The organism is Enterococcus innesii (genome assembly GCF_022846515.1).
GTDB classification, from domain to species: domain Bacteria; phylum Bacillota; class Bacilli; order Lactobacillales; family Enterococcaceae; genus Enterococcus_D; species Enterococcus_D innesii.
The window spans coordinates 33,709-58,823 of the sequence record NZ_AP025636.1 but is presented as its reverse complement, the minus strand read 5'-3'; the positions used below and the strand labels follow the sequence as shown (position 1 = coordinate 58,823).

21 protein-coding genes and 2 pseudogenes are annotated in these 25,115 nt (G+C 37.7%); 4 read left to right on the top strand and 19 right to left on the bottom strand.

Features of this window, described 5'->3' with window-relative positions; translation table 11 throughout:
• The 19 genes and pseudogenes from ENLAB_RS16720 to ENLAB_RS16625 all read right to left on the bottom strand — a co-directional run bounded on the left by ENLAB_RS16720 (position 1) and on the right by ENLAB_RS16625 (position 20,350).
• Positions 1–1,371, bottom strand: coding sequence for a glycoside hydrolase family 1 protein (locus tag ENLAB_RS16720; protein ID WP_244353468.1), 1,371 nt, complete (start codon positions 1,369–1,371; stop codon positions 1–3).
• Positions 1,372–1,484: 113 nt separating this feature from the next.
• Positions 1,485–2,285: a MurR/RpiR family transcriptional regulator gene (locus tag ENLAB_RS16715; protein ID WP_244353465.1), complete on the bottom strand. Its 801-nt coding sequence runs from the start codon at positions 2,283–2,285 to the stop codon at positions 1,485–1,487.
• A 478-nt stretch (positions 2,286–2,763) separates the two neighbouring features.
• Positions 2,764–3,428, bottom strand: a pseudogene (locus tag ENLAB_RS16970) (DUF2786 domain-containing protein).
• Positions 3,429–3,888: 460 nt separating this feature from the next.
• The gene (locus ENLAB_RS16700) at positions 3,889–4,524 is read right to left on the bottom strand and encodes a DUF421 domain-containing protein (RefSeq protein WP_244353459.1); all 636 of its coding nucleotides are present in this window, start codon (positions 4,522–4,524) and stop codon (positions 3,889–3,891) included.
• Between the two features lie 12 nt (positions 4,525–4,536).
• Positions 4,537–4,980: a DUF3290 domain-containing protein gene (locus ENLAB_RS16695; RefSeq protein WP_244353457.1), complete on the bottom strand. Its 444-nt coding sequence runs from the start codon at positions 4,978–4,980 to the stop codon at positions 4,537–4,539.
• A gap of 234 nt (positions 4,981–5,214) precedes the next feature.
• Positions 5,215–5,577 carry a transcriptional regulator, BlaI/MecI/CopY family protein gene (locus ENLAB_RS16690; RefSeq protein ID WP_244353455.1) on the bottom strand — a complete coding sequence of 121 codons (363 nt, stop codon included), beginning with the start codon at positions 5,575–5,577 and terminating at the stop codon, positions 5,215–5,217.
• Between the two features lie 121 nt (positions 5,578–5,698).
• The gene (locus ENLAB_RS16685; protein ID WP_244353453.1) at positions 5,699–6,046 is read right to left on the bottom strand and encodes a DUF7006 family protein; all 348 of its coding nucleotides are present in this window, start codon (positions 6,044–6,046) and stop codon (positions 5,699–5,701) included.
• A gap of 473 nt (positions 6,047–6,519) precedes the next feature.
• Positions 6,520–7,980 carry a helix-turn-helix domain-containing protein gene (locus ENLAB_RS16680; RefSeq protein WP_244353451.1) on the bottom strand — a complete coding sequence of 487 codons (1,461 nt, stop codon included), beginning with the start codon at positions 7,978–7,980 and terminating at the stop codon, positions 6,520–6,522.
• Positions 7,958–8,449, bottom strand: a complete 492-nt coding sequence (locus ENLAB_RS16675; RefSeq protein ID WP_244353449.1) for a hypothetical protein — start codon at positions 8,447–8,449, stop codon at positions 7,958–7,960. Before ENLAB_RS16675 ends, ENLAB_RS16680 begins: the two co-directional genes overlap by 23 nt.
• A 44-nt stretch (positions 8,450–8,493) precedes the next feature.
• The gene (locus ENLAB_RS16670; protein WP_244353542.1) at positions 8,494–9,288 is read right to left on the bottom strand and encodes a class A sortase; all 795 of its coding nucleotides are present in this window, start codon (positions 9,286–9,288) and stop codon (positions 8,494–8,496) included.
• Positions 9,278–10,360: a WxLIP family cell surface protein gene (locus ENLAB_RS16665; RefSeq protein WP_244351125.1), complete on the bottom strand. Its 1,083-nt coding sequence runs from the start codon at positions 10,358–10,360 to the stop codon at positions 9,278–9,280. Before ENLAB_RS16665 ends, ENLAB_RS16670 begins: the two co-directional genes overlap by 11 nt.
• 67 nt (positions 10,361–10,427) lie before the next feature.
• Positions 10,428–11,168, bottom strand: a complete 741-nt coding sequence (locus ENLAB_RS16660; protein ID WP_244351122.1) for a WxL domain-containing protein — start codon at positions 11,166–11,168, stop codon at positions 10,428–10,430.
• 11 nt (positions 11,169–11,179) lie between these two features.
• Complete coding sequence (locus ENLAB_RS16655) at positions 11,180–11,980, bottom strand: WxL domain-containing protein (RefSeq protein WP_244353447.1); 801 nt, start codon at positions 11,978–11,980, stop codon at positions 11,180–11,182.
• A 37-nt stretch (positions 11,981–12,017) separates the two neighbouring features.
• Positions 12,018–12,740, bottom strand: coding sequence for a WxL domain-containing protein (locus ENLAB_RS16650; RefSeq protein WP_077453991.1), 723 nt, complete (start codon positions 12,738–12,740; stop codon positions 12,018–12,020).
• The gene (locus ENLAB_RS16645; protein ID WP_201705672.1) at positions 12,673–13,041 is read right to left on the bottom strand and encodes an EF2685/EF0750 family sortase-dependent surface protein; all 369 of its coding nucleotides are present in this window, start codon (positions 13,039–13,041) and stop codon (positions 12,673–12,675) included. The genes ENLAB_RS16650 and ENLAB_RS16645 overlap by 68 nt, the downstream gene beginning before the upstream one ends.
• A 14-nt stretch (positions 13,042–13,055) precedes the next feature.
• Entirely contained in the window at positions 13,056–17,939 is a 4,884-nt protein-coding gene (locus ENLAB_RS16640) for a WxL domain-containing protein (RefSeq protein WP_244353541.1), read from the bottom strand.
• A gap of 387 nt (positions 17,940–18,326) precedes the next feature.
• Positions 18,327–18,520 (bottom strand): annotated as a pseudogene (locus ENLAB_RS16635) (SOS response-associated peptidase family protein); the annotation flags it as partial.
• 285 nt (positions 18,521–18,805) lie between these two features.
• Positions 18,806–19,420, bottom strand: a complete 615-nt coding sequence (locus ENLAB_RS16630; protein ID WP_244353540.1) for a hypothetical protein — start codon at positions 19,418–19,420, stop codon at positions 18,806–18,808.
• A gap of 12 nt (positions 19,421–19,432) precedes the next feature.
• Entirely contained in the window at positions 19,433–20,350 is a 918-nt protein-coding gene (locus ENLAB_RS16625) for a ParA family protein (RefSeq protein WP_244353539.1), read from the bottom strand.
• 1,277 nt (positions 20,351–21,627) lie between these two features.
• Between ENLAB_RS16625 and ENLAB_RS16620 the strand changes: the two genes are divergently transcribed.
• From ENLAB_RS16620 to ENLAB_RS16605, 4 genes are all read left to right on the top strand, one after another.
• Positions 21,628–23,127 (top strand): primase C-terminal domain-containing protein, encoded by a 1,500-nt coding sequence (locus tag ENLAB_RS16620; protein ID WP_244353537.1) that lies wholly within the window; start codon positions 21,628–21,630, stop codon positions 23,125–23,127.
• 139 nt (positions 23,128–23,266) lie between these two features.
• The gene (locus ENLAB_RS16615; protein ID WP_244353536.1) at positions 23,267–23,554 is read left to right on the top strand and encodes a type III secretion system protein PrgN; all 288 of its coding nucleotides are present in this window, start codon (positions 23,267–23,269) and stop codon (positions 23,552–23,554) included.
• A 342-nt stretch (positions 23,555–23,896) separates the two neighbouring features.
• Positions 23,897–24,307 carry a hypothetical protein gene (locus ENLAB_RS16610; protein ID WP_244353535.1) on the top strand — a complete coding sequence of 137 codons (411 nt, stop codon included), beginning with the start codon at positions 23,897–23,899 and terminating at the stop codon, positions 24,305–24,307.
• 11 nt (positions 24,308–24,318) lie between these two features.
• Entirely contained in the window at positions 24,319–25,071 is a 753-nt protein-coding gene (locus tag ENLAB_RS16605) for a DUF6973 domain-containing protein (protein ID WP_244353534.1), read from the top strand.
• Positions 25,072–25,115: the final 44 nt, after the last annotated feature.

Here is a 25,115-nt window from a genome sequence, read left to right as displayed (position 1 = left end):
TTACCCCTTTTTAGTGTTTTTTATTTTATTTTGGTACCAATAGTAACTGTCTTTGGGAATTCGTCGACATTCTTTTGGATCTTCATCTGTGCGATCAACAAAAATCAAACCATATCGCTTTTTAAACCCTTGGTGTGAACTAACCAAATCAAGTAGTGACCAAGGACTATAACCCAATAAAGGATATCCTTCCTCCATAAAACGCTCACATTGCTTAATATGCTGTTCCAAGTAATCAATACGATAGACATCGTGAATTTGCCCGTCTTCAATACTATCAGAATACGCTAAACCGTTTTCAGTTACCATCATTGGTAAATGGTATTTTTCATAAATCGACCGCATACCTATATATAATCCTTCAGGGTCAATACCAAATTCCATCCATTTCGTCTTCGTTAAATAAGGATTGTTCCCTAAGGTAAATCGCTCATTTCGATAAAATGGTGGTAGCTTGCTTGTATCTTCTCCCGGTTCAACGGCACGAATACAGGTACTACAGTAATAGTTTATCCCTATAAGATCTGGTTTATTCTTCTTCAAAATTTCTCGATCAGCTGGTTCCGTTTCTGGATACCAACCTTTTTCATTCAAATAATTGCAGTAGCTTTTCGGGTACTCACCGAATACTGACATGTCGAGAAAACAATTTTGTAAAAAGTCTTCGGCGTTCTTAGCTGCTAGGATGTTCCTTGGCGAAGGTGTTTCAGGATAAACAACTTGCATAGAGCACACGGGACCAATTTGACCATCTCTTACGATTTTTCGAAAAACTTGAATTGTCTTTTTCTCAGCTAGCGACATATTGTAACTCATTTGATACATCTGCTTCATTTTTTCATCTGCATCCGTTTCGTGATTGCCATTTAAATCAGAAGCTGCTGTGACGATCAATTGCTCGTTGATCGTTCCCCAAAGCTTGACTCGATCACCAAAATGCTGAAAGCAAACTTTTGCATAGTCAACAAAGTAATCAATACATTTTCTTGATTTCCATCCGTCAAATTTGGTTACCAATGCTTGCGGCATCTCAAAATGATATAGGGTAGGAAAAGGTGTGATTCCTTTTTCAAGACACCCATCAATCAAACGATTATAAAAATCGATGCCTTCTTGATTCGGTTGATCACCCTCACCCATGACACGTGTCCAATTGAACGAAAAACGATAGAGATCGATCCCTAAGTCTGCCATTAATTCAATGTCTTCGCTTAGATGATGATAGTGATCGGACGCTATCTTCGAATCTGCAATTCCCTCCGGTACGTGACGCACATCTGTTGTTGCAATCCCTTTTCCACCTTCACCAAAGCCTCCTTCTACTTGAAATGCTGAGGTTGATGCCCCCCAATAAAAATCTTTTTTGACCATTGTTCCTTCCACCTTTCCCTTATAAGAAAACGATACCATCCGGGATTAATTCTAACGACAACAAAACAAGACCTCTGGTTTCAAATCCAAAGGTCTTGTTTCAAAATATGAAACTATTGAGGCAAATAGAACTTTTTCATATACATATAAATCACTAACTCCATCATATATAAGATAGCAATCCGCCCTTCGGTATTTTCGTTGATCTCTCCACAGAGGATAATTTGGTCTGCACTTCGCTCAATGATTGGAGAATGCTTAAACGTAAAGACGATAATTTTGATTCCCTTTTTCTTCAAGGCTGCAATCACTTTTTCACTAAAGTAAAAGAAACCGCCCTCCATCGAAAAAATCAAAACCAAGCTATCTGGCGAGCTTTCTTCCACAATTTTTAATTGCTCTTCCACTGTAAAACCAATCCGAATAATTTTATCCATGCTTGCTAATTTGCTTTGCAAATGCTGTCCCATAAAAGCAGCAAATTCTAAGCCAAACACAGCAACGTTTTCTGTTTCATAGATCGCAGAGACCACTGTTTCAATTTCTGAAACCGAGAGCTGTTCTTTGGCGTACCTCAAATTGATTAAAAGATTTGAGGTGAATTCGTCCAGAAATTCCTCCCTTTGTTCCACGGGCTGGATCACTTTTTTGGAATAATCGCTGACGATATCGATCTCTTTTTCAACCGCTTGTTTGAATTCCGTATAAGACGAAAAAGCCAAAATCCGAATGAATCGCGAAATCGCTGCAGTCGACACAAAGCATTCTTCTGCGAGTTCATAGATGGTCATCTTAGGGATTTTCGAAAAACTTCTTAGAATCGCCTGTGCAATAAAGTAATTATTGTCTTGTTTTTTCTGATTATTTAAATAGCGCAACAAAAGACTTCTGACTGAGGTTCCTTTATTTTCCATTCGTGCTACCTCCTAGATACGCTTTCATCTAAATATACAATGAAAGCTAAGGAAAGCAAAGTTGAATTGGTGAAATTCCCCTTATACTCTGCGCCCATTTCGAGAATTTGAATCTAAAAACCTTTCCCTTGCCTTGCCAGTATCCATATTCCATAATCAGACGTGAGCGATGATCCATCAAACAGACCGTATGGGAGTGTTACGAATGAAAAATTTTCAGATGACGTTTATTAATTCTACGACCACTATTCGTTGGTTGAAACTATTGAATTTTTTGAAACGTCATAGAACCCTTTCAAATCGTGAATTGTCAGAAGCTGTCCAGAGTTATCGTTTTTTGCTAACTCATCGCAATCACATTCGATCCAGCTAAGCGGCCATTATAAGTGCCGATTGTAGGGAGTTATTGGTCTTTTCCATTGACCACCATAACATTGTCTTTCTGCAGCCATTCTTCTAAGGCCCCTTCAATACGCTATTAAGCCCCTAATTGATCCTTGTCACTGAGAAACGGACACACCTTCTGCATAACCAGAGTAAAATGCTTCTCGATCCCTCACGATGTGAGAGGTATCTTTCACAGATACCAGTCCAATCTTTCGACTTCAGTCTGACTCACTTACGGCACTTGCAAAGCCAATTCATAGCTGTTTGTCAGTACTTGTTTTCTAAATGTTTGCGACAAACCTTTCATGTATCCTTCTAAATAGTCTTGTTTTATCTGCCATTTTCGCTGGTACTTTCGTCTGATCTCAGGCAACTGAAGAAACTTCCTTGCACAGTATCTGACACTGCCACATCATACTCAAACGTGATTTGAGCAATTTGTACGTCGGACAAGATTCCAAGAAAGTGAAACTCAATCGGTTTTCCGGACACATAGTATTACCGGACACGAAAATTTTTGACAATAATTCTTGCTAATCGATAAAGCCACTTTTGTGGCTGGCCATCATAAATCAACACTTGATCACTTCTTCTGATTTTTGTTCTTACTGGTATTGAAAAACGTCTGATTCATCGATATTATTGCTGAAGCATCAATTCTTGTGCTTTTGCTAAGGCTGATATCGATTCCTCGTCATTGGCATCATTTGCAAGAGCCAATAATTTTACGGTTTTCTTTTTGGAATTTTCATCCATTGGATCTCACCTTTTGTCTAAATTTAGTTTACCACGTATTGGATATCGGGTTCACTGATAAATGTAATGAGTAAAAAGGTGATGGCACTTCAATAAAACAGAAAATAAAGTGCGGTCACTTTCTAAGCACCGGAATCTTAAATCCCGCTTTTTCTTGCTCAAGTAACATATCTAAAGCGATTCACATTAATTTCGAGTCACTTTTTTTGTGCTTGGTGTTCAAGTGCTTCAGTCCCTGCTTCCTCTTTTATTAAGCGTTACAGGCAAATGTTTATTTCCTTTTGCAATGGACATAGCTCGTTCTCCTTCATTGAATAAAACGGTATACCGTTATTTTCGAGAACTATCTACAATTTTTTATATCTCACTGAAACTATCAAAAGGCATTGTATGGTTTATTTTGAAGTATTTTGCTATGATTTAAATGACTGATCCATATGTTAGAAATTGGAAAAATTAATTATTTTTCATATCCAATCAAATTTAGTTTACCTGATAAATACTCACCTAAGTATATGTCATTAATACGATTAAAACCTTGTTTTACAACTTCTTTTTGAAGCCATTCATCATCTTTTTTTATTAATTCTAAAACATCTAAATTAGCTTGACCATCAACGATTATTGGGTATCTAATGTTTTCATCACCAAATTCTATTAAAGTCAGTTGACCATTTTGTTCCAAAACGGCTCTTTTAATATTTTCTACTTCATAAATGCCGTTCGCTCTTAGTTTAAACATTAATTCATTAGCAGAAATTCCATTCCTCAAACAAACATTAACATTCACTTTTCCATTTTGAATTAATGTAATCGGACGACCATCTACAATCACTTTAATATAGCGGTTATGTTCTTTAGCAAATTTCACTACTAAAACAAGTAATGTCCAAATAATCAAAACTAATACGAATTGCAATACAGTTATTGAATCATTATAAATAACCCCACCAATTATCCCACCTAAAACATAGTTTTGAACTTGGTCCATTGCTGATGACGGAGCTAAATTACCTTTTCCCATTAAGTTAATCTGAAGAATCAAACAAAGTATACCTAAAGCAAATTTTATTATAATTGGTGTATATAACTGCATATCTCATCCTCCTTACTCCGTATAAGTAATATTGTCATTTATTAGATAGGTTTCAGTTAGAGTATAAGAATTTTGGTCACTACTCAAGCTAACCTTATAAAATTTATCATTAAATTCCACTATAATTCCATCAGAAAATTGAGTTGCACTAGCATATATTTCATTCGCATCTATATTCTCCTGTTTTGCAAGCCCCTTTACAAAGTTTACCATTTGAGAGGATTGCGAGTGCTTGGTTTGATTGATCTCATAATCTGAATATTGAACACCCAACGCAAACATTAATATCAGAAAAAAAATAATACTTAAATCCCTATATTTCGTATTTATTCGATGTCTAAGGTACAAGGAAAAAACTAAAATCAAAAGAATTAATGAGCTAAATATCAGAAAATATTTTATGTAGTCATTCAATCTAGATTGATTTTCTAAAAAATTTATTCCGTAAAAATTCATATTTGCCTCCTACGGTTTTATTAAAAAAGTTAAACGTTTTAACATATATCATTTTTGATTTTATAGGTTTAAACTATCTAAGGACAAAAAACGGGAAATTTGTCAAATAGTCTAAATATAATATTACTATTAAATTATTAAGAAATATAGTGAGGAGTACTTAAAAAAAATCTTGCAGCTAATTGATGAAATTGCTAGGAGAAAAATTTTAGTATGAGTTCTACCAAACCTAGCTTAGCGACTATTTTCTTTCCTTACTTCATAAATTTTTAGAAGAAAAAAATTAAGCTGATCAGGGTCATCGATCATATCAACAGTTCTTTTTATGATAAATTGGATTTGTTCATATCCAAACATCTCTATCATAAATACTGCAAACGGGATTTTTGTTTTGTAGGCTCTAGCTAGTGATGTACGGGTACTTTTTATTTCTGCGACTTCTAAAAAATTTTTTCGTAACAAACTATTAATTGTAGATGCAGCAGTATTTGGGTTAATCTTGGTTGTTTGTTTAAGCAAGTTATTTTTAGTGATATTTTGATTAATCTCATAAAAAGTGAGTAGTACTTGATATTCTGATTTTGTTAAATCAAGCATTTCTAGTCCTCCTTTACAATAGTATTTTAAAGCTTACCAATTATTTTACGTTCACTTATCATATTTCAAACACAAGAATAAATATAAGGTTAATGTATATTTGTTATAAAGATCAGTAAACTTATAATATATTAAAAACCATTGAAGGATTGGTGTTCGAATTTCTGTCATATCCACACAGCTCTCTAAAATAGCTTATATAATCATCCTCAACAATTCTAATAACTTCCTCATTCGATAAGTCAGCAAATTGAATCAATTCACTCATTAATGTCAATTTAGCATCTACACCAAGTATTTCAGGAAATACTTGCCAAAAGTTACTCTTAGAGATGACTGCTGTTAGTTTTTCCATCTTCAGAAATTGCTTTTCTAAATATTGGTTTAATAATTTTCTTTCTCCTCCAACTGTGTCAATTGCTATTCTAAACTTATCTAAGTACTCTTTTTTTGTTATTTCCTTCTTCATTTCAGTTCCTCCTTAATATAGCTAGTGATAAATTGTTTTTTTAAGTTAAATTATATATGATTGATTTTGTCTGATATCAAATAAAATTCCATAATGCTAAATTCGATCTTTCCATATTCTAGAGTCTATACTGGCGCAAATCTCCCAAATAAATTCTTAGCCCTCTCCATAATTCAATTTGTTCCGTCACTATATAAGCTCGTATGGTCTTTTCACTTTAAAACTAGATTCATTTCATATGCCTTCAACATTTTAGTGGATATATCTGCGACTGTATTGGATTAATTATTTTTAATAGCTTAATACATATCTGAAATTATTTAATATTTGTGTACATTTTTATTTTGTTATTTTTATTAAAGTAACAAATAGGAAATTTTTTTATTTACCTATCAATTTTTATCCTTAGTCGGACAAAATCTCATAAGGAGATATATCAATATCTCAAAAAATAAACTATGATTTGTAGCCTATCAGTTATTATTTTCTTCAACGAATTTCTTTAATCGAATGCTGTTAACTTTGTTCGTAAAGTTTACCCAATCACTTGGTCTTGGAGGAGTCAACCATAAGATGTAGTCTATTTTAGTAGAATCATAAAAAGACATATTCGTTAATATAAGCTGTGTATTCTCATCGGGATATTCTTGAAAACAAATATTTAAATCAATTAATTTATTTATATTTTTTCTTACCATTCTGTTATAGAAATTGCCAAAAGAAAAGTCGATGCAAATGTAAATAGGTGATAGAATTTCTTTTAATGGAACTTTTGCTATCATAAGAAATAAATAACGAAAAAATAAAAACTCTTTATTATCCCACAAGATTGGACAATAACGGTTTTCTTCGAGAAATTCACGACAAAACTTTGTGAATTCGGGATAAGCTTCTAAAAAAAATGAAACATCTATATTGTAATATTCATATTTAGAACTAAATGAAAATGATAGTAGTTGATAATGAATACTTGTTGTTTCTTCATAAAGAATTTTTTTTACCTCATTTGAGATATTGAATTCAGTTTGGATTGCTTGATAAAGCTTGTCATTTAATTTCTTGATATATGGTTGATCTTGATCCATATACTTTTCATTATCTACTAACCAGCCTTCAACTATAAGGAAGTGGAGAATCTCTTTTGCTTCGTTTTCAATAGAGTCGGCAGGTATTTTTCTTGTTAATGTATGCAACCATGACTCAATTTCTTTTATGATAGTATTATGTTTCGAAGAAGCTACATGTTTTCCCTTAGCATTTTTTATGCTATGACCATTTAGCAATCTGGTTATAACTATCCCTAAGTAGTGACTTTTCCTTATCTCCATATTTTTTGCCTGATTAGGATTGAACCAATAATGATTATGGAAGCGGGAAAAGCTAGATATCCTTTCTTTTATTTCTTCTGGGAATAATCTATCTTTCCGAGGAGAGTACTTCATAAAGAAAATAAAAAAAAACTCTCTCAATTTCCTTTCATCCCCAAGTAATTGAAATTTTTTTGTTACTTCAATACCGTATCTTTCTAAAATTTTTTTAAATTGTTTGAATTCTTTATAAGTTGGATTTCGGCTATAAAAATGATCAACCGCGAAGTCATATAGGGAAGATAATTGCTCAAAAAAACATTCTTTTAACATTGAGATTTTTATCGACTTTTCCAGATAATATGTCAGTAACATATCGGAAGTTACTGATCCAGATTCATTTAGATATATAGTAATTCCATCAGTCATGATCTCAAACTCTTCATTCAACCCTAGTTCATAAAAATCAAGATTTAATTCCTTAGTGGTTTTGTTGATCAGAAATTCCGACATGGTCAATTGCTCCATCAGGGTTTCCTTCGTTTCCGAAAGAGCGACTGCGTTTTCCAAATATTGTAGCATCATCAATTTTCGTTTGTCCGCCTTATTCAAAAATGTCACAAACATGCGTTTTCAAGCCTCCGTTATTTTTTTGTCCATAAAGAACGTTTCCTGAAAATAAATAGCATAAGCTGGCAAGATACGAAGGTTTGTCATCCCCGTCACCATCCGTATTATTTCCCGGCAGTGCTAAATCGACAGCCAAACGATCCGACGCAAAAACATCTTCTAGCATGACTCGTTGTCCAAAGTGTTTCTGTTTGTCCAAAAAATTACTTTCTGGAGATATGGATTGTTCCTGTTCTTTTTTTGGAACCGTTTCCAGTTCAGGAGCTGGTTGCTCTTCTGGTTCTTTTTTTTCAGCAGGTGGTTCATTCACTTTTTCTGGTACTTCTTCCGGAGGATCTGTCGGAACGATTTCTTCTGAAGGGTCCAGCGGATTATAGATGGTGGCAAAAACGACTTGTTCTGTAACAAGATCGATCAATCCAATAAACATACAGGCACCAATGACAAAGCCAAATCTGCGTTTCATTTCTTCACCATCCTTATCAATAGAGCTTCTTTTTGATGCTCTTTCTACGGCGCTGAACGTTTCAACAGTTTGTGAACGCCAAGCAGGCATCCACTAATTATAAATAAAATAACAAGTAAAAGAAACCGATTTTTTTTAGATTGTTGTTTCCATTGCTTTTCTTGTTTTTCAATCAGCCTATCCGATGATTGTGGCGTACTGCTCGACGATTTTTGCGACTGCTGGGCAGTTGTCTGTTCAACAGGAATCGCTGTCAGCACTAAGCGTTCGTCCGTTCGCGTTGGTGTTGGACAAGTGATCAAGGTCAGCCTTGGCCCTTGGTCATCCGCTAAAACCGACAAGTCTGTTTCCTCCACGATTTTTTTATCGATGATGATATACTGTTGACTTTCCTCGAGATAGCTCACTGACACTTCCATCCCCACCTGTGCTTCTAGCAATTGACCAAATAACAAACTTTGTCTACCGAGATGATGCCCTAAAACGACAAAATTGCTATTTTTTAACAAACGCTGAGGAAACATCACGACACCGCCTTTCAGCAGCTGCTGATTGGTCAAACCCACCAGCAGTGGTTGCTGGAAATCGATTGCCTCGATCGTGACAAAGCCGTACCCGGTGATCGTTGCTGGCTGTGGCGCTAAGACGTCCCCCAGAGTCGGTATCTGAATGGTTTCTTCTTCTGGAATCGTTGTCGGCAGCTGGGTCGCTATCGTCAATTCGCTTGTGCGTAATTGCCAACTGACGATGCTTTCTTTTAAAAAAGGAAGTGCCAACAAGAGGATACCTGCGATGATCAAGCCATCGATCAAGTATTTCTCAAGGTGCTCACGCTTCATCCGTTTCATTTTTTTTCTTTCGTCGGTACCATAAAAGCAGCAAGAAGGCGAGCAATAACAACAGACCGCCGATCAAGAAGTAAAGCCACGTGTAATCTGTTTCGATCGTCACATCTTTCTGGTTCAGATCACGTGCGACATCGCCAGTCACTGTGAATTCTTTCTCAAAGGTCCACTTATAAAGATAGCTTTCTTCTTCGCCTTCTTCATTTTCAACTTTGTATTGTCCTTCTTCACTTTTCCCACCATAGGCAACGGAAGTCAACACGTAGGTCCCGGCTTCTAAACGTTGCCCTTCTAATGAGATTGGGTACGAGAAGTTGGAATTAGGTGCCATTTGCATCCGGGAAGTATCCGAAGAATACAAAACATCGCTATCGCCTTTTTTCTTCACTTCATTGATCAGGCGTAATGAATTCAAGTACGCTGCTTCAGGATTTTGGAGGGTGACATTGATGGTGTTACGAGAATTGACTTGTCCCGGTCCAACATCTAGTAGTTTCAGATCCGGCGCAACTTCTGCTGTATTTTGACGCAATAAAATCGCAACGACATAGGCATACTCGTTCTTGATGGCTAAGCCTTGGTCTTTTTCACTGTCAGCCGTAGCATTTTCCTCTGTCGTTTCTTTTAAGGTCAAGCCACCTGCGATGACTCCTTCAAAGGATTCCGAAGGCATAGTGATCTTTAAAGGCAAGGTGATCTGGGATTGTTTCGGGATCGTGATTTCTTTCTCCACTTCAATCAAGTCAGCCATATCATAAGGCAATGTTTCATCTGCTTCGATGTCGTTTTCGCCATATTCCACGACTCCATTTAGGTTTGTGGTAGCTGAAGCGATCACTGGTGCGATGACTACCTCTTGATCGGTATCATTACGCAATTGGACTTCCACAGTTTGGACCGTCCCCGGTGCCATTTTCAAGTCAAAATAAGTCTTTTCTTTATCGATTTGGTTCTCTGGAATCACTGGATTGACGGCAAAATTAAATTCAGAAGCGGTTCCTATAGTTGGTACGAAAAAGAAAATACTCGCGAATAGGAGCGCCAAAAGCTGGTTGATTTTTTTCATGATGGATGTCCCTTCTTTCTATGTATTCTCCTTGAACCTCGAAAGGGTTCAAGGAGAAAGCTGGTACTTATGGGTTGGTTGGTGTGTCTGTTAGTAACCAAGTAAACGTGGTGTTGTATTGGCTGGCATATTTCGTCGTTGAGCCTGGAACTTCCAACTCAATACTATCCATGGCTGCGGCTAAACTATCGCCCCAACTCATTAGATAGGTTCCTGCTCCTTCACCATCTTGGGCACTCATCACTAAGGATTGGGCACCGTTTGGATTCAATGTGATCGTTGTGCTCACATTTGATGGTTTTGGTGACAATGACGGTGTTACCACAGTTCCCTTTGTCAAACGAATTTGCGCAGCAGTCAATTCTTGGTCTTCCGCTGTTTTGAACTGGCCATTTTGGCGAACATTCAATGTCCAACCGCTCTCTGTTCCCCGATTGTCTGTTACTTGGACGAAGTTGGGGCCTTCTTGATTTTCATTTGCTGAATCCACGTATTTTTGGGTTTCCGCATGATAGATCTCTGTTTTCGAGGTGATTTTTTGTGTGCCAAAGTAAAGGCTTGAAGCAAAATCAATCGATAGCGGTCCGTTGGTTCCCGGATTTGGTCCATCTGGGTCTGTTGGATCAACTGGTTTGATTGGATTTTCTGGATCTGGATCCGTTGGGCTGATTGGATTGGTTGGATCCGTATTTGGTTCAAAGGTGATTTGTCCATTTGAGTTGTATTCTGCACTGTCTGCTGCTTGTGCCAGCACTGGTGCTGCTAGGCTTAAGCCTAATACTGAGAGAAATGCTAGTGTCTTTTTCATATCTATACTCCTTATCCTTCCGTTCCTGGTGTATCTGATAATACCCAAGTTAGTGTAGTCGTGTAGCTAACGGCATCTTTTGGTGTGCTGCCAGGTACAGAAAGTGCGACCGCTTTGGTAACATCTGCTTGTACTTCTTGGCCATCTTTATCTATTTCAGTGACCGTTTCAACACTTCCCCAAGCGTTGACCCATGTTCCAGCACCTGTTTGCTTTGCTGCAGTCATCACCACTGATTCAGCACCTGCTGCATCCAACGTGATTGTCGCTTCTGGCACTGGTTTAGTAACGCCAATTGCGTTAGAATTAACCTCAGGATTTGTTAAGGTGATGACAGAACCTGTCAATTCTTGATTCAACGTTGACTCATTTTTGAACTGCCCATTTTGTTTTACAGACAACCGCCAACCAGCATTGCTACCGCGATTATCCGTTACTTGAACATAATTGGCAGTTTTTAATGTAGAAACTGTGTTATCGTCATTCAAGTATCCTTGTGCTCGTGCATAATAGACTTCGTTTTTATTGGAGATTTTATTGACACCAAAATCTAAGCTAGAGGCATAATCGATTGATAACGGGCCATTTGTTCCTGAGTTTGGTCCATCGGGATCGGTTGGATCCACAGGATTGACCGGATTTTCTGGATCTGGATTTTCTGGATTGACTGGGTTCGTCGGATCAGTATTCGGAATAAAATCAACCGCCCCATTTGATGTGTAAGAAGCAGCTTCAGCTGCTGAAACCTCGGTTGCTGCACTCGCTGCTGCCAATACGGCAAGACTTACAAAGACCCACGCTGTTTTTTTCATTAATATATAACACTCCTTTTATTTTAAAGATCGTTTCTTAATTACTACCGATATTATCTGGGACATTTTTTAAATTCCAAGTCAATGTCGTCCGATACTCTTTGGCCAATTTTACAGAACTACCTGGCACGTTTAATTTTACTGCCGTTGATCCTTCCGTTGCATCGTTCCCAAACTTGTAGATCCAAGTCCCCATTCCTTTTCCAACAGGTGCGTTGACCAATGTGACTTCACTATCTGGTACAAAGGTATGACTTGCCGTAACCGTTGGTGCGTATTGCATATCGGTGACCGAAGTTGTAGCGCCAGAGGCGATCGATAATGAAGCGCCTACCAGTTCTTCGTCATCAGCCGTTTTGAATTGTCCATTTTGCACAACGCTCAATGACCAACCTTCTTGTGTTCCTCGTTTATCAGTTACTTGCACATAGTTTGGTCCAGCAGCTCCAGCTGTGAACTCTTGCAGCTGTGCGTAATAATCTTTTGTTTCAGAAGTGATCAGTTGGTTGCCAAATTGAAAACTTGAAGCAAAATCAATCGATAATGGTCCAGCTGTTCCAGGGTTTGGTCCATCGGGATCGGTTGGATCGACGGGATCCACTGGTTTTTCTGGATCGGTCGGGTCGACTGGATTGGTTGGATTCGGGTCCGCTTCAAAGGTAATTGCCCCATTTGAGGTGTATTCAGCGGCATTAACGGTTGTTGGTAACAGTGCAGTGCTCATCAATAGAATGCCTGCCGTCAAGAAAAGTTTTTTCATTTTTTGTTCTCCTTTTGATTAAAATGATTCCTACTGCCAACAAAACGACAAGACCACTGCTTTGATAGCGATTAAAGTGATCTGACCCTGTTGCTGGTAAAATATTGTTGCCTTTTTGATTAACTTGTTTATTCCCTGGCTGTTCTTTTATGGGCTCTTCTGGCTCCTCAACGGGTTCTTCATAGACGCCGAAAAAGGAAGTGACACCATTGCTGTCATAGGCACCTGCTTCGGCTGCTGAAACGAGTTGAGGGAACAATAATAGATAGCCAGTAATAACACCGATCATGATTTTTTTCATTTGTATTCCTGCCTTTATGGGTTGCCAGGTGCCGAAACCAGCTGCCAGCTCAAGGTTCCTTGATAGTCCCCAACTTTTTGCTGTTCGACTGGAACGGTAAGTTTGATGCCTTCATTTTCACTTTCGCCCCAGTGCTGATTCACGACGTAAGTGCCATTTTCTGTCAATTCCGCTTCCTCGATGATCATTTCCCCACTAGTTATCATCTGTTCTTGACCGTTTTTCACAAAGCGGAAGACATCGGTTAATTGATCTGTTCCATCCGTTAATGGCTGTTGCTCTTTGACCGTCAAGCGCCATGGACTTCGTTCGGATCCTCTCGTATCTTTCACCGCTAGTTCTCCTGTGATCGTTGGCCAATAATCTTGTGTTTCTGTGGCAACTTTTTGCTGCCCAAAATCAAAGGCTGTCGGCACACTGCTTAAAACAAGCTCGCCGGCAACTGCGACGTTGACGACTTTTTCTGCCCGTTGACTGCCTGCTTCATAATGGTAAGCCGTTGACACATTTTTCAACAACTCATCTTCCGTTGCTTGTTGGATCGCGGTAAAAGCTTGCGGATCGACAGTCGGTGGTACATTTTCGCGATTATCTGCAAAAATCGTGGTTGCTTGGGTATAGTCTGCCAGAGCTGCTTCATCGGTCAGCGCCGTTGCTTCCGGTAAGGTCAAACGGACATCTTTTGCATAGACGGCAAATTGCCGGTCGTCAGAAATGACACTCTCATTTTTGACCACCACCAAATTAACGGTGGTTTCTGCCTGATTCTGATCGTTTTCACCTACCGAGAAAGTGATCGCTTGTTTGCGATAGACCGCTGTTTCTAACGGTTCTTGAATTGCAGCTAAGACCTCTTCTGTCAGCGTGTCCTTAAAGAAAGGACGCCCGCTGGCTTCGAGATATGTCACGGCTTGTTCTTTGGTCAGCGATTGTGCCTCTTGTTCTGTAAGGATCACATTGCGGGCTTGAACTTCCGCCTTATTTGAGTAGCGGACACTGATATCGTAACTATACTCCCCATCAGGACTCGTCCAATCAACTGGTTCTGAATCTGGTTGTTCCGTCAACTGCTGATCCGTGCTATCTAGCTTGCTGGATTTGATTTGACCGGCATATAACCATGAACCGGACGTTTGGGTTTCTGGTGTAAACGTCAATGTTGGCAATTCCGTTACCGTATAAGGAATCAACAAACGCCCTTTTTGCACTTGTGTCCCTGCTTGCTCCGTCCCCCAGGCTTGCAAGGTCAGCGGTGTATTGTTCTCTTTGACTGCCGTTACATTGTGACTAATAGCCCCGATCCCGTTCGCGACTCCCGGTGTTTCAACTTCGTAGTTAATGATCGAACCTGGTATCGCAATACCGTACCCGTTGGCTGCATTGGTGACATCGTTGTCCCCAATGAAGGTTTTCCCAGTCGCTTTTTCGATCCCACTGAAATTTATTGGGGTGATCGCTGCCGCATTAGCAGCAGTTGGATTTATGGTCAACACTTGGTAAGCACTAACCGCACCAAACCACGTTCCTTGACTATTGACTCGAGAGCCTGCATCATTGGTCGTCGTTTTCAGCCACGTTAAGTGATCTTTATCCGTATCTGGTGTTGCGAAATCTGAGAGATTGATTCGCCCCGTTCCCGGCGGCGATTCGATCGTCCCTTCGTCTTCCACCGTTAACTTCGCGCCTGAAATCAAATTCGTTGCGGAAGAAATACCGATACCGGCATTTTTAGAAAGATGGATATCGCCGAACTGATGATAGGTCGTTGCGTGATTGGCAGCAGTAGCTGAACGGCCATTTTTGATGTCTCCCCCATTGGCCATTAGCTTGATGCCGTTTGTCACGTTCAATTCGGTAAAGTTGACGATCCCCAGACCCGTCACAGCGATCGGATCAGTTTGATAAGAAGCTGTCCCATCGACATTTTCACCAAAGTTCATCTTCACTTGATTGCTGCTGTTGGCTACGATCGTGTTCGTAAAGTCATCTGACGCATTTCCGCCTGAAATCCCATTGATACTCTTGGCTCCTTGAACCCGCATCTCGACATCTCTTAAAATTCGATTTGAAGAAATGTTTGAATAATTTGTTGTATACAAGTTACCGATACTTGATCCTTCTGCTTGTATATTAATATTGATTTTACCGCTTCTTGTGTTGGCGGCCGTTGATCCACCATCGCCATAGATCGTTGCCCCGTTCAATGCATCTGATCCCGGTTTTGTATAAATGTTCAATGTAATCGTATTGGAACTGTCCGTTCCCACGATGTTGGTACTGTTGAACGGATTACCGCCTGAGATATTCGTTCCTGAAGGAAGCTTAAATTCCCCTTCATAATCCCTTAGGTCGATTGTTAATTGTGCATCCCCTAGCAGCGAACCTGCATTCGTGATTCCCCCAGAAAAAGCACTTGGACCTGTCTGAGGTGTTCCAGAAAAATCTCCGCCGTAAATTCGATTATCAGAATTTCCATTGATCGTGTGTCCTGAAAAATACCCATACGAGGCACCCATTGAGGCATTGATGATACCATCATGAACAGTGACTGAAACGTCCCCTGTAATTTTGGCATCACCCCAACCGCCGCCACTAAGAAACCAGTCGACTTGACCGTAATTTACTTCAGCATGTGAATTACCGAATATACGTTTACCGGTATAACCTGCACCTTCCAACGTATCAACGATCCCGCCATTCAAGATGTTTGCCGTGTTTCCCTCGATGATTCCTGAAAAACCACCACCATAGGTCCAACGAGCGACTACATTGTTTAAGACTGTTTTTGTATCCCCATAAATATAAAGGTTGGTTGCTTGCACACCATTGGTACCGCCTCCGCCTACGATATCAAACGTTCCGACACCATTTGCTCGTGAATTCAAGCTATTTGAATAGGCAATACCATCTTTATAAGATCGTCCCCCATAATTGTAGACGAATCCAGGTCCGCCGACCGTGCGAGAATCATTTAGTACGCCGACCTCGACAGTTGTGTTACCGTCAATAAATCCACCATACCCAGCTGCCCGCGTATAGGATAAGTTGTCTCCTCCATAACTGACACAGCCTTCTAGGATTTTCGTCGTAATATCGCCGTATACTTTAAAGCGAGCAGTGGTTTCAGCATAAGATCGGCGATCAGCCGGTGTCATCGCGTCATACACACTATCGGATCCAGTTTGCAGACTGGTAACACTCACGTCCATTCCTGCTCCACCATCGACACGATTGAATGACCCCTGATTGTAGTCACCTGCTTTAATCGTATTTTCAATACTCCCAGTAATCGTTCCATTGGTTCGATTGGCACCAATAAAATAGGCTGCTCCTGTAGAATAGGCGCTAGTGTCTACTTGGTTCGTAATCGCTGTCTGCTCTCGTGTCTGTCCAATATTTCCTTCTCTGGAACCACCATAATAATTCAATTCTGTGCCGGTCCAACCACCCACTCCTGTGAGAGTATTGTGGACTGTTCCACCAATGTTCCCGTATTGAACACCGCCATAATAGGTTCCTAAACGGAAATTGGTGTTCGTTGTTTGAAAGACTGTTGCGACATTACCGGTAACATTGGCTGTATTTGAAGTAGTGGTTCCGACACCGCCCCCATAATAATCGGCCAGTGTACCATTTAGCCGATTGATGGTAACGTTGGTATTCCCATCAATCGTACCGATATTGGCACCTCCAGCAATCGTACTGATGCCGCCCACCGTATTATTTACGACAATCGCTGTATTCCCAGTCAATGTACCACCGCTTTGATTCCCACCATAGATGTTCCAAGTTCCTGAACCTGTCGCATTTACAATGATCGTCGGATTTCCAGAAAGGTCGCCATTGTTGCTTCCCCCATAAATAGCAAGTCCGCCTCCGGTGGAACCACCGTTTAATGAAAGACTATGCCCATTCATGTACATTCTCGTACCCGTATAGTTGAGGTTTCGAATCACTACATCAGAACCGAAGTAGATTTCCGTGCCAAGTGCAACCGTGCGACTTCCAGAAGTCAACGTTGTTGCATCTGTGATGGGATCATCACTATGGCCTGTGATGATCAAGCGGCTGACTTTTCCTTGTAGTGCATAAAAAGTCATGTTGGTATTATCCACTGTATCTGGAATCGTTTTTGAAGTCAGATTCGTTGGCAAATTCAGTAAAGCTGAGCCAGAGCCAACATACAAAGTAAATTCTTGACCATTGCCGTTTTGATACATATCAAACAACGCTTGACGAATCCCTTCAGCACTATTGGTGTATTCCGCATATGCTGAATCATCTCCAGCTGGACTTGGTACAGCGATCACTTTCGTTTTATCGGCTTCAGCAATGATTTCTTTGATCGATTGTTCTGCCAACGAGACATCTGCCGCCCTTGCTTTGACAGCAGTTTTAAACACAGCAGTCACAGTTTGATTCTCCGTGAGGATCAATTCGGTCAGCGCTTGACTTGAATAGACCGTACCGTCTAACGCCCATCCTTCAAAATTCCTATCATCTTCAAAAGCCGGTAGATCACTTTCTTTTAATGCTTCCCCTTTATTTTTGCTGATCTGGATGCGAGTTTCTCCGGTAGCAAATACATGCTCCGTGTCTGTCAGAAAGGTCACCTGTACTTCTTCTGCAGCTTCCGATGAAGCTTCTGTTTCAGTTGAAGATGTGCCAGTGGATACTGTAGACGAATCTGTCGAAGTAGGTTCGCTAGATGCTTGCACTTCCGTTTCCTTCGTCTCCTCCAGACTGTCGATTGATGAAACGACAGGGTCAGAAGAAGACGCACCTTGTTCTTCACTTGTTTTTGTAACACTTTCGGCTTGTGCCACTACCATTGCATATGAAAAACACGGACCTGATGTTAGTAGAAAAACAAGTAAAGTTGTTAAAAACCGTTTCACTTTATCCCTCCTATCTTAAAAAAATTAAACGTATCGCGCAGTGCACGCCCTTGTGTTACGAAATTTAGTATAATGAATGCAAGCAGAATTTTTTCCTTTTTTTTTTTTTTACAAGCAAAAAAAAAGGATATTCTAGAAAGAGTTATAATTATTTTATCCAAGAATAATATAAAAATTTCAAATAAACCTTATAATACAACTACCTTAAAAAATATGAGAATCTTTTAAAAATTGATTGGGATATACTTTCAAAAAATAAATACTTGCTTAACCTTGATGAAATTAAAGTTATCATTATAAATTATTTTAAAGAGTTACTTTGTATATTATGGAACAGATAGAGCAAAAAAGTACCAACTTGAGTGAATCAATGATCAGTAAAAATTATTTTTGCTTATCTGAGTCCCACTCGTAGAAAGCTGTCATTGGAAAAATACAGCGAGTTTCTTTGAAAGTCTTAGAGAAGGTCTTCTTCTCTTCCACCGTTTCAGAATGTGCATTGATCATTAACTGCCCTTTTTGAATCCTTCAACTCCAGGGACAATTTCTCTCTTTTGATCTAGATCTAGTTTAACTACATGAATAAAAAGTCAACAATTTTTATAGAAAATATGCTTTCTCAAACATTAGTTGTATTTAGATAAAGTTTGTTATGTACTACCTTTATTTAGTAAATAGTTTTTAAGTAGAGGTAGTATATAATAATGATATAACAAAAGCCTTTCCAACCATATTTTAAATCGTTTCGTAATATATAAACTGGAGGTGAAAATTTTTCTATAATATATATTATTATATACTACCTTAATGCGTATTGAATTTTATTAAAAAGCTACTACCATAAATGGAATTATGGTAGTAGCCTTTTAAAGTTTATAGTTCATTCCCCAATTATTTCGCAAAATCATCTGTGTTTCTTCTTCTATTTCATTTACTGTACGAATCACAATTCCGTCTACATTTGTTTCAGGGATAGTGGGTTTCTTCTCTCTGAACATTTCAATTTCCCTCATAACATTATTGAAAAGGTCTTGTTTATCTTCTTGGGTCAAATGCTGCTTGATGTATTCATCGAGAGCTTTTCGTAGCAGCTCGTCTCTAGTAAGATTTGTTTCATATTTTTCAACCATTACTCTAGAAGTAGCGTTTAGAATAGGCGAAAGTTTCAAAGGCATTTGTGCTGAAAATGATCGATCAAATTTTCTTATAGGAGCCCCTACCCCTTTTACTTTCTTGGATGAACTGGATTTTTTCTTAGTTTTAATGACCTTCTGTCCGATATCTTCAAAAGAAGGTGTCGGAGATTCGTGGATCACTTCTTTAATATTAACGGTATCTTTCTGTGTATTTGTGGTATCTATATCATTAGATGGAGACGTGGTTTGAGGTTTCTTGCTATTTTTCCTAGCTGAATTCCCTGCCCTAATTTTATCTAACCCTTTGTTGCTTCTAAAAATACCTAAATCTTTTATGTCAGCCATTTAAAGAACCTCCTACTCATACCAATCTTCATGTTCAAGCAGCTCTTCATAGATATTGATAAATAGATGATGGCAACGTCTATCCCATTGCTTTAATTTCCCAGCCTTAGTTAACTCCATTGTTATTCCAGATCCATCATATCGCTTTAGACGTGCATTTTTTAGTACAACATTTTTGAGCAAATGATCACCATAAATTTGTTGTGCTTGGGCATACATTTCTTGATCGACTGCGTCCCCACTTTCTAACATAAATGGAATCACACCAGCAACCTTCAATGAAGTGTCAAATCCTTCAACAAAGAAATCCATATATTCTAAGTATTGCATGGCATTTCGCATGGATTTAACCTGTGTTTGAAGAACAACGATCGCATAATCTGCTAGATACATTGCAGATTTGCTATAAATCGAAATGGATGGTGGAACGTCTAGGTACACAATGTCAAATTCTTCAAGCAGAGGTCCTAAACGCTTTTGCATATAGACAAGTTTATCAGCAGAATCTGAGAATTGGTCTTTGATCCAATCATCATAAAGTTCAAAGCTCATATCTGCAGGTAAGATATATAAATTATCTACTACCTTATATATAGCATCTTTCGGATCTACACGAGTATCATTATCTACTACCTTATTCCAGTCAACTTCCCCATCGGTTTCAAGATTTAAATCAATCGGTTCTCTTCCAATCAATACATCAGTTATTGTATTTTCGTAATCAAGAGGTTTGCCGTCTCCCCCACCCTCTTCTAAAGAAAAGTTCATATGGGTTAAGCTCATTACGTCAGAGGTATTCCCTTGCATATCCAGATCAACGATTAGAGTTTTTTTATTTTTTGCAACAGCTGCTTCGAAACCTAACATTTGTGCACACGTACTCTTCCCTACTCCACCTTTGAAATTTCCTATCACAAATTTCTTTGACAAGTTAACTCACTCCTTTTATTGGCTACTACCTTTTCAATAATAGTAACATACTACCATAAATATTACTATTGAATTTTAATTATATACTACCTGAAAAAAAGCTAATATAGTAACGTTTTTGATAGTATAAAATAATTACTACTTTAAAAACAATATTTATATACTACTAAAATGAATGGTAGTATATAATAGGATAAAAAGACTACTCATTTAGTTACTACCATTAATAAGACATTAGTTGGATCACATGTCACTTGCAGAGGCGAACTTAATTTAGAACATATGTTAGTTAGGCCGCTAGATTATTTCAGCAAGCTTAGGATCGAGTAAGGTTTACTTCTTTAAGGTAGTACATAAAAAAAGCGAATTGTTTCAATTGAGATTACAATTAGTTGGGTAGTAATTAAAAGTTTAATAGGGTAGTAGATAACTTTTAATTTGGGTAGTACATATTGGTATTTACGGAGAAAAAAGGTAGTATATAACTATCTGATAAGGTAGTAGGTATTTAAAATAAGAGTAGTAGATAACCAATAGTTAAGGTAGTAAATAATTTTTAAAGAATAGAAAATAAAGAGAGCACTAAATCATTTAAGGTAGTACATAATAATTGCGTTTTTTTTTTTTACGGAGCTAATGTGTTTAGTTAGATAGTAATATCTACTACTTGAATAAAAGCATATTATCTACTACCTTAAAATTTTTTAATTATAAGGTAGTAGATAATAGAATTATAAGGTAGTATATAATACGAAATTCAATCCAAAAGAGTAGTAGATAATTAACAATTTTAGTAGTACATATTAAAAGAATTGATTTAATAAATGTAGTAGTTAATCTTTAATTATAGTAGTAAATAACGATAGGGAAACTATATTTAAGGTAGTATGTAATTGATCTTGGGGAAAATAGTGCTTGAATTAAGTGGCGTTTTCGGATATTCTTAGTATGAAAATTAAAACAAAAAAAGAGAGACGGAAAAATAAGTGAATTGGACCTCACCTATTCTTCTGAATCACATAAGACACTATGTGTTCTCGCTCGTCTCAGGATTATGTAAGTGGCTGGTTAACCACTTATGTGATTTAAATAAATCTATTCGGACTGGTAATCCGAACTTGTAGGTTTATTTTACCATTTTTTTACGGGCAACTCAATATATATATGCTTATTTTGTCATGTAATCTAACGAAATTTTTTGACTTTCTGAGCCATTGAGAGAACACAAATCGAACGATTGTTAATGTTCTCTTTTTGTTTAGGAAGGATTAGTAGGAATGACAATAGAGCTAGATACAGTTTATTCAACGATCTTACAAAACGGTATTCGTACATTCAAATATAAAAATAGCCGCCTTAAACCGGTCTCTTTTAGTGATCAGTCGGGGAAAGGGGCTATTTTTGCGTATCGTTCGAAAGAGCATATGGTTGAAGGGATTGGCCTAGTTATCACGTCTGAAGAGGGAATTATTGAGAATAACAATGGGTTTAGTCATTGGACTCCAAACGTTTTTCGCTACGGAACCTACGCGGATGAAGGCAGAATGTTTACAAAGGGGCATTCTGAGGATAATTTACGTCAAATCAATACATTTTTTGTTGATTTTGACACATTGGATCCTAACTTTGACTACGGAGAAATTATCTTGGCCAGTCACGAGATTGGCTTTATGCCGACAATGATTCTACGTACACCGCATGGTTTTCAAGCTTTCTATGTATTAGACAAGCCTGCATACGTGACGAAGAAATCAAATTTCAAAGTGATCAATGTAGCTAAAATGATTTCAAATAACCTACGCAACAAGTTAGCAAACGAATACCGTTTTCCAGTCGATGTGAATGCGAATCATTTTGGGATCACACGAATGCCTTCTGAAGAGAATGTTTTATTCTTTGAACCACAGTATCGTTATAGTTTCGAAGAATGGATCGACTGGTCAATGAGAGAAGATGCGGACAAAAAAGCGGAGATCAAGAACGTTTTTGTATTGCCATCTACTCAAGAATTTCGTCAAGTGGATGAACCCTGGTTCCAGCTATTGCTAAATAGTCAAAAAATACAAGGTGAAAAGGGCGTATATGGTCGAAATAATGTCATATTCACCTTGTCTTTGGCATACTTTTCGTCAGGATACGAAGTAGAAGCATGTGAATTGACCATGTTAGAATTCAATGATCGTTTGGCTAACCCTTTATCTGATCGAGAATTGACCAGAATCATTCGTTCCGCTTATTCCGGCAAATATCAAGCAGCGCATAGAGAAAAAGTTGTCCTATTATGCCAAGAGTGGGTCGATGCCAATCTTTCTGAAGAGCAGCTATTCAACAAAAAACGTGGTTGGTGGAAGTTTAAGAAAGAGCGAGCAGTACGTAAATATTCACACACTCATGAATGGGCAGAAGATCTACTGTCTTATTTGAATGAGCAATCCTATGAAGAAAAACCATATATTATTTCTACAAAAAAAGATTTAACTGAAAGTTTAAAAATCCCAAAACGTTCCCTGGACAAAGTACTGAAACAGTTGAGAGCAGAGAACAAAATTCATTTTCGTGTCCGTGCTGGTCGTAATGGAGGTATTATGCTAGCTTCGATACATGGATTGATGCGCTCCGTTATCCGGCTAAAAAAAGAAAGCCAGAAGGCTTATTTCTCTGCGATCTCAGAAGCTTTTGGAAGAGAATACACGTTTATCCAGACAGCACTGAAACGATTGCTAGAACCCAATAGGATCGGTGTGCAAACAGATTTGTTCATGATCGATACAGGTTGAAATTAAAAGGTGCAAATTGCCTTTTACATTATATCTATGATACGTTCTTTCTTTTTTCTGCTCTCCTTGCTTGCTGGTCTTAAGAAATAGTAGTACTATTATCGCAAACGTAATAATATGCTGGGAGGTCTTTCTGACTATGAGTATCAATACCTTTGTATATCCCTACCCGATCAATGTTTTTATTATTTCGAGGCTAGGGATGACAGTAGAGCAATTTTGTGAATTACATGGATATAAGCAGAGTACTGTAGCAAGTTGGGTAACAAGAAACCGTGCAGTAAAAACATTACCTTGTGATTTTTTATATTGTCTTAGTCTTTCTTCAGGCTTGTCGATGGATGATGTTTATCGTCATTTATTGATATTGGAGGAGAAGTTCTTAAAGAGTATCAATCCCAAAAAAGAAAAAGAACAAATTAATTAGTTATATCTATCATTATTCGTTGTATTTTAGTAATTTTACGTGTTCGTTAAGTGATATAGGATATGTAACTTAATAAATGTTTTTGTCAGTTTACTATTTTGGGAATGTTCAAGTATCTGTATTTATTTGTGAAAGGTGATGTTATTACATTTTTGTAAGGGTTATTTAAAACAGCAATAGTGTATAATTTAAATAAGATTATATCTTGTATATGTTTAAAATATCGATAAAATAAATATTTACAATATCCTGTTACTAAAATATACTTGAGTTAGAAAGGGGGAACAGTAGATTCATTTCTCGAATTTACTGAAAGATATGAAAAAATCAAAAAGGAAAGTATTGACGATTGTTTTATCTTGCACAGTTTTGGTAGTACTTGGTACACTATTTTTCCTGAAAAATAATGATAAAACAGGCATTTTTATTGAAAATAATAAAGGTGCAATAGAAGTTCCTATTACAATAGCAAGAAATTATCTGAATGATTCAGAAGTTCTTTATGAAAGTAATTCGATAAAGTCTACGAATAAATCAATAGAGGAAGCTAGTATAAGTGGTGAGAGTTCTATTTCAGTTACCATTTATGGAGAAGAGCAAACAGTTACTGGTTATGTTGATAGCAATACTAAAAACTTTTCTTTATTGGTAAAAGTAGCTAGTTATGACGAATCAACGGGTAAAATAGTATTAGATTGCAACTATGATGATGGTATAAACAAAACAGAAAAACAATTGATTTTCCAAAAATAAGGAGAACTAAAATGAAAAAAATATTTTTAACGTTAGTTTTATTCTTTGGTATTTCAGTATCAAGTAGTATCCATGCTTATGCAGATGATATTGCAACAGATGAATCAGGAGCAGAACAAATTTCAAATGAGAGTCTAAGCGATGAAGTAATAGATAGTTTAACAATTGATGATTTTGTTAAAGCTTATGAAATTTCGAGCTCAGATGAAGAATTTAAAGATCTATCTGAAGATGATCAAAACTTATATATGATTAAGCTATACAATGAGATATATGAGTCAAAAAGCTATAGGGTAACAGCAAGATACCTGCCATCTGCCTACGAGAATTTGAATAGTGCGGAGAAAAAACTTGTCAAATCATATCCTGCGCAAGCAGCACAAGTGTATACTGCTTCTAGTTTGGCTACAAAAAGGACAAATGCACTATATAAAAACGGGTTGCATAATGGAAACGGAGATGCTTTTAGACATACTTATTGGAATGCTGAGATGGCAACGATGTTAGCTGGATATGGATCAAGTTTCAATCCTTCTAACGGTAAAACAAATGCGAAAAGATGGGCAGATGCTCACGAGGAAAATAAAAATCAACCAGCTAATGAAAAGCAGATGGATCTTTTCAATAATAATGTTGGTAGATCGATTGTAAATAAGAAATATTCATCAAAGGATTTGGAGAAGAAGGCTTTAGCAAAAGTTGATGCAGGAAGTTGTAGAAGAATTGTAAATAACAAAGTAGTTGCTACAACTAAAGCAAGATAGTTTTTCGAGAAGAGATGAATATTATCTCTTCTTTTTTGTATTGA